General features: G+C 71.9%; 5 protein-coding genes and 1 pseudogene. All 6 read left to right on the plus strand.

Annotation, left to right across the window (positions count from 1 at the left end; translation table 11 throughout):
- Window positions 1-321: pseudogene (locus FNX44_RS29230) on the plus strand (hypothetical protein); the annotation flags it as partial.
- Window positions 321-1,280 (plus strand): complex I subunit 1/NuoH family protein, encoded by a 960-nt coding sequence (locus FNX44_RS24310; RefSeq protein WP_407699172.1) that lies wholly within the window; start codon window positions 321-323, stop codon window positions 1,278-1,280. The pseudogene FNX44_RS29230 and the gene FNX44_RS24310, both read left to right, overlap by 1 nt.
- Window positions 1,280-1,849: a NuoI/complex I 23 kDa subunit family protein gene (locus tag FNX44_RS24315; protein WP_173019276.1), complete on the plus strand. Its 570-nt coding sequence runs from the start codon at window positions 1,280-1,282 to the stop codon at window positions 1,847-1,849. The genes FNX44_RS24310 and FNX44_RS24315 overlap by 1 nt, the downstream gene beginning before the upstream one ends.
- Window positions 1,846-2,397: an NADH-quinone oxidoreductase subunit J family protein gene (locus tag FNX44_RS24320; RefSeq protein ID WP_143651109.1), complete on the plus strand. Its 552-nt coding sequence runs from the start codon at window positions 1,846-1,848 to the stop codon at window positions 2,395-2,397. Before FNX44_RS24315 ends, FNX44_RS24320 begins: the two co-directional genes overlap by 4 nt.
- Before the next feature lie 2 nt (window positions 2,398-2,399).
- On the plus strand, window positions 2,400-2,825 hold the full coding sequence (nuoK, locus tag FNX44_RS24325; protein ID WP_143651111.1) for an NADH-quinone oxidoreductase subunit NuoK: 426 nt from the start codon (window positions 2,400-2,402) through the stop codon (window positions 2,823-2,825).
- Window positions 2,822-4,297, plus strand: a 1,476-nt coding sequence (locus FNX44_RS24330) for an NADH-quinone oxidoreductase subunit 5 family protein (protein WP_143651113.1), incomplete at its 3' end; no start/stop codon positions are given. The genes nuoK and FNX44_RS24330, both read left to right, overlap by 4 nt.

A 4,297-nucleotide genomic window follows, 5' to 3' on the forward strand; every position in this document is an offset into this window, starting at 1 on the left:
GCCCACGACGAGCCAGCGACCCCGCCCGGCCCGGCGACCGCCGCCGACCGCCCGGCGGAGTCCGCCGACCGCCCGGCAACGGGCGGGCATCGTGCGGCGAACGACGCCGACCGTCCGGTGGAGAGCACCGACGGGCCTGCGGGAGGTACGGGGCGCCCGGCCGAGGGCGCCGGTCGTCCGGCTGACGACGCACGCCGCCCGGCGGAGGGGGCCGACCGCCCGGTGGGTGACGGTGACGCGGGTGACGCCGGGGCTTCCGCCTCGGAACGTCGCCCCGACGCCGAGGCTTCCGAGGCTGATCGGTCGGAGGGCGAGGACTGATGGAGTTCTTCGACGTCGCCTGGCGGCTGCTCGCCGTCCTGGTCGCGTTCCTGACGCTGCCGCTGCTGGTCGGGCAGACGGAGCACAAGGTCATGGCGCACATGCAGGGTCGCGTCGGCCCCATGTACGCCGGCGGCTTCCACGGCTGGGCGCAGCTTGTCGCCGACGGTGTGAAGTTCGCGCAGAAGGAGGACGTGGTGCCGGCCGCCGCCGACCGCCGCGTGTTCCAACTCGCGCCGGCCGTCGCGCTTGTGCCGTACATGCTGGTACTGATCGCCATCCCGATCGCGCCGAACGGCGTGGTCGGGCAGGTCGTCGACGCGGGCATCTTCTTTGTGCTCGCCGTGCTGGGTGTCGGTGTGCTCGGCCAGGTGATGGGCGGCTGGGCGTCGGCGAACAAGTACTCGCTGCTCGGCGGTATGCGCACCGCCGCCCAGCTGATGGCGTACGAGCTGCCGCTGCTGCTGGCCGCGGCCTCCGTGGCGATGGCGGCCGGCACGCTGTCGCTGCCCGGCATGTTGGAGAGCTGGCAGTGGTGGTGGCTGCCCTGGCAGCTGATCGGCGCGTTTGTGTTCTTCACGGCCGGTATCGCCGAGCTGCACCGCCCGCCGTTCGACGCGCCGCTCGCGCCCGAGGAGATCATCTTCGGCCCGCTGACGGAGTACGGCGGTCTGCGGTTCGCGCTGTTCATGCTCGCCGAGTACGCCGGCATCGTGGTGGTCTCGGCGCTGACGGCGGTGCTCTTCCTCGGCGGTTGGCACGGGCCGTTCGCCGACCAGCTCGGCTGGCTGTGGATGCTGCTCAAGACAGCGGCCCTGTGCTTCCTCGTGATCTGGATGCGGGTGGCCTGGCCCCGGCTCCGCGCCGACCAGATCCAGCGGTTCGCGTGGACGTGCCTGGTGCCGTTGGCGCTGTTCCAGATCGCGCTCACCGGCGTCGTGAAGGTGGTGTTCCTCTGATGGGCCTCCCCGGTTCCGGCCTGGCCAAGGGCCTGGCCGTCACCCTGCGGACGATGACCCGTCGTTCGGTGACCGCGCACTATCCCGACGTGCAGCCCGAGTTGCCCGCCCGTAGCCGTGGTGTCATCGGACTGTTCGAGGAGAACTGCACGGTCTGCATGCTCTGCGCCCGCGAGTGCCCGGACTGGTGCATCTACATCGACTCGCACAAGGAGACCCTTCCGGCCGCCGCGCCCGGCGGTCGGGAGCGCAGCCGCAACGTGCTCGACCGGTTCGCGATCGACTTCTCGCTCTGCATGTACTGCGGTATCTGCATCGAGGTGTGTCCTTTCGACGCGCTGTTCTGGTCGCCGGAGTTCGAGTACGCCGAGACCGACATCCGCGACCTCACCCACGAGCGGGACAAGCTCCGCGAGTGGATGTGGACCGTGCCGGAGCCGCCGCCGCTGGACGAGGCGGCGGAGGAACCCAAGGAGATCGCCGCCGCGCGGAAGGCCGCCGACAAGCTGGCCGCCGCGCGGGCTGCGGCCGACGAATCCGCGAGCGGCGAGGGCGGGGGAGACGCATGAGCGGGCTTGTGTCCCTGAGCGCCGAACAGGGCTTCCTGTCGCCCACCGGTGTCGAGATCGCGTTCCTCCTCGTCGGCCTGGTCACGCTGGGCGGGGCCGTGCTCGCGGTGACCAGCCGGCAGCTGGTGCACGCCGCGCTGTGGCTGGTGGTCGCGCTGGGCGGCGTCGCCGTGCTCTACCTGCTGCTGACGGCCGAGTTCATCGCCTGGGTGCAGGTGCTGATCTACGTGGGCTCCGTCGTCGTCCTCCTCCTCTTCGGGCTGATGCTCACGAAGGCGCCCATCGGCCCTTCGCCCGACGCCGACTCGGGCAACCGCTGGGTCGCCCTGGCCGTCGCGCTCGCCACGGCGGCAACGCTGGTCACCGTCGTCGTGGACGCCTTCCGGACGGCGTGGATCGACCTGGACGTGCCGCAGGGCAGCACGGAGATCGTGGGCCGCAGCCTGTTCCGGCACTGGGTGCTGCCGTTCGAGGCGCTGTCGCTGCTGCTGCTCGCCGCCCTGGTCGGCGCGATCGTGCTGTCCCGACGGAAGAAGGAGCGGCGCTAGACATGCATCTCGCCTATCCCGCCGTGCTCGCCGCGCTGCTGTTCAGCGTCGGCCTGTACGGGGTGCTGGCCCGACGCAACGTCGTGCTGGTGCTGATCTCCGTCGAGCTGATGCTCAACGCGGTCAACCTCAACCTGGTCGCCTTCGACGTCTGGCTGCGCGACGAACTGCACGCCGGCCAGTCGCTGACGCTGTTCACCATCGCGGTGGCCGCCGCCGAGATCGGCATCGGCCTGGCGATCGTGCTGCTCGTCTACCGCAACCGGGGCAGCTCCAACCTGGACGAGCTGCGCGACCTCGTCGAACGCGACCCGGGCAGCGACGACGGCAGCGACGACAACAGCGACGACAGCAACGCCGGTGACGGCGCCGCGTCCCGGCCGGCGGCATCGGCCGCCGCCGCGCCGAAGGGAGAGGTCACCGCGTGAGTACCACGACCCTCGCCGTACTCGTACCGCTGCTCCCCTTCCTCGGCGCCTGCGCCGGCCTCGCCGCCGGCCGCCGCGCGCCCGGCTTCGTACGCCCGCTCGCCGTCCTGCCGACCCTGGCCGCGTTCGCCCTTGCCGTACTCGTGGCCGTGCGGCAGGGCGGGGGAGTCGGACCGGACGCGCTGAACGCCGCCACCCAGCTCACCCCGACCGGCAACGAACTGCTGCCGATCGACCTCGCCTTCCACCTGGACGGCTTCGCGGTCCTGGTGGCCGTGCTGGTCGGCCTCGTAGCCACCTGCGTCCAGCTCTACTCCACCGGTTATCTGCGCGACGACCCGCGCTACCCCTCCTACGCGGCCCTGGTGTCCCTGTTCACCGCCGCGATGCTGCTGGTCGTCTACAGCGACGATCTGATCGTGCTGCTGGTCGGCTGGGAGGTCATGGGCATCTGCTCCTACTTCCTGGTCGGTCACTACTGGGAGACGGCGGCGGCCCGCTCGGCCTCGCTGAAGGCGTTCCTGGTCACCAAGCTGGGTGATGTCCCCTTCCTGATCGGCATCCTGGCGTTGGCGTCGGAGGCCGGCACCTTCCGGATCTCCACGATCACCGCCCGCCTCACCTCCCAGCTCTCCGACTTCGAACTCAGCCACCCGACGGTGATCGCGCTGCTGCTGCTCGCCGGTGTCGCCGGCAAGTCGGCGCAGTTCCCGCTGCACAGCTGGCTGCCGGACGCGATGGCCGGCCCGACGCCCGTCTCCGCGCTGATCCACGCGGCGACGATGGTCGCCGCCGGTGTGTACGTCGTGGCCCGGCTGCTGCCGGTGTTCACCGCGTCCGCCGCGGCGCTGGTGGTGCTCGCGGTGATGGCCGCGCTGACGATGGTCGGCTCGGCGCTCGCGGCGCTCGCCCAGGACGACGTGAAACGCGTCCTGGCGTACTCGACGATCGGACAACTCGGCTATCTCGCCGGCGCCCTCGCCGTCGGCAACCGTTCCGCCGCCACGTTCCACCTCCTCTCCCACGGCGCCTTCAAGGCGCTGCTGTTCCTCGCCGCCGGCGTCCTGATCGCCGCCGCCGGCACCGGCTCGCTGACCGCGATGGCCCGGACCACCGGACTGCGCGGCCGCGCGCCGGACGCCTTCTGGACCATGACGATCGGTCTGCTCGCGCTCGCCGCCATCCCTCCCTTCAGCGGCTTCTTCTCCAAGGAGGCCGTGCTGGCCGCCGCCGAGCACGCCGCACTGGACCCGGTCGCGGGCATCCCGGTCGCCGCCGGCTGGATCGTGCTCGTCGCAGGGCTCGTCACGGCGCTGCTCACCGCCGCCTACGCCACGCGGCTGTGGCTGCTCGCCTGGGCCGGCCGCTCCCCGGCCGCCCAGGCCGTCGCCCCGACCGAACTGGACGTGCCCGACACGCCGGTGACCGCCGGCGGCGCCGGACCCGAGGCCCGCGCCCAGACCCACCCCGGC

Origin of the sequence: Streptomyces alkaliterrae, from assembly GCF_007097205.2 — a bacterium.
Taxonomy (GTDB): Bacteria; Actinomycetota; Actinomycetes; order Streptomycetales; family Streptomycetaceae; genus Streptomyces; species Streptomyces alkaliterrae.